Here is a 1,305-nt window from a genome sequence, read left to right on the forward strand (position 1 = left end):
TCGACAATCTGTCGGTGCTGAACCTCGACACCAACACCGTCACCAGCTACGACGTCGGCGGGATGGTGGGCCAGACTAACGGTGTGGGCGGGACCCCTGCGCTTCTCGGCGGGATGGTCTACGACCCCGCCAACGACACTGTCTACGTGACCGACGACAGCTACGACCCGACCGCCACCAGCCCGGCCGCCACCGGCGACGCGGTGTGGGGGATCAAAGCCGACTCGTAGTAGAGGGATCTCTGATGTCTCGGACCAAATTATTCAGTGTCGCTCAGGCGCTGCTCGCGGCAGCGCTGATCGCCGCACCGGTAACGGTCGTGACGGGCGCACCACCAGCGCATGCGGACTGCGGCGACCCCGGCCAACCACCCTGCAACGGGCCGGTTCCCACCGCAGATCAGGTGATCGACGTTCTGAATGCGTTGTTCAATCCGAACATCCCCGCCGCCGACAAAGGGAACATCGTCACGCCCCCGTTCACCCCGGATGAAGACGCCACCATTGACGACCACCTGAACCGCATGGGTACGCGCGGGCATCTACCCACCAACTGGGTTATCACCAACATCCAGTCGGCCCCGGACAACTTCGCTGGGGTGACGATAGAGAGCAACCGCTGCCGACCCGGCCCAGCCGTCTTTGTACTCCAGAACGGGCACTGGCTGATGACCCACGACACCGCATGGACAGCACTGGACAACATCTGGTGGAATGTCACCCACAGGGGCGGCTTTGTGTCTGGCAACAGCATCTGAGCTTTGCCGCGCGCGACGGCGCAGAACATGGCATCGCCCACGGAGTCCGAGCGGTGCGTGAAAGCCCAGCGTTGACGGGTGATCGCGGCATGTGGGTTTTCTCGATAGCAGTAAAGAAAGTTATCACACCCCAGGTCAGGGCAGGTTTTGTGTCAGCTGGTAGTGGCTGAGCGGTGTGTTCTGGCCGCTGTGGCATCGGTGGCTTCGGCGGCGGTGGGTTGCTCGGTGCGTCGCGGCTGGTGCGCGGGCCAAGGGTGCCAGGCTCGGCCGCTTGGCAGCGCGCCCGGCTCCCGTTGTTGCTGGTGGACGCCGGTAGGGCGATTGGGGTCCGTGGCGGTGGACGCCGGGCGCCGTGGAGCGACCGGCGCGGACGGGAGCGCCAGCGGACGGAAGCGGAGGGAGCGCAGTGGAGCCCGGTGGGAGCCGTCACGGCGTTGAGTGTCGGTGCTCGCCGGTGAGCAGGGCGATGAGGGGCTGGGCTGCTTTGGCCAGGTGGTCGAGGACTGCGCGGCCTTTGTCTGCGCTGGCCAGCGAGGGTTGGCCGATGA

At 65.7% G+C, this 1,305-nt stretch carries 2 protein-coding genes; both read left to right on the forward strand.

All coding sequences use genetic code 11. The annotated features are described in order from the left end of the window. Positions 1-230, forward strand: a 230-nt coding sequence (locus AC2VON_RS07000) for a hypothetical protein (protein ID WP_486952291.1), incomplete at its 5' end; no start/stop codon positions are given. A 14-nt stretch (positions 231-244) separates the two neighbouring features. Next, a complete protein-coding gene (locus AC2VON_RS07005; RefSeq protein WP_214094473.1) occupies positions 245-757 on the forward strand; it encodes an MTB12 C-terminal domain-containing protein in 513 nt (170 codons plus the stop codon). Positions 758-1,305: the final 548 nt, after the last annotated feature.

Source organism: Mycobacterium sp. TH-M82 (assembly GCF_057473605.1).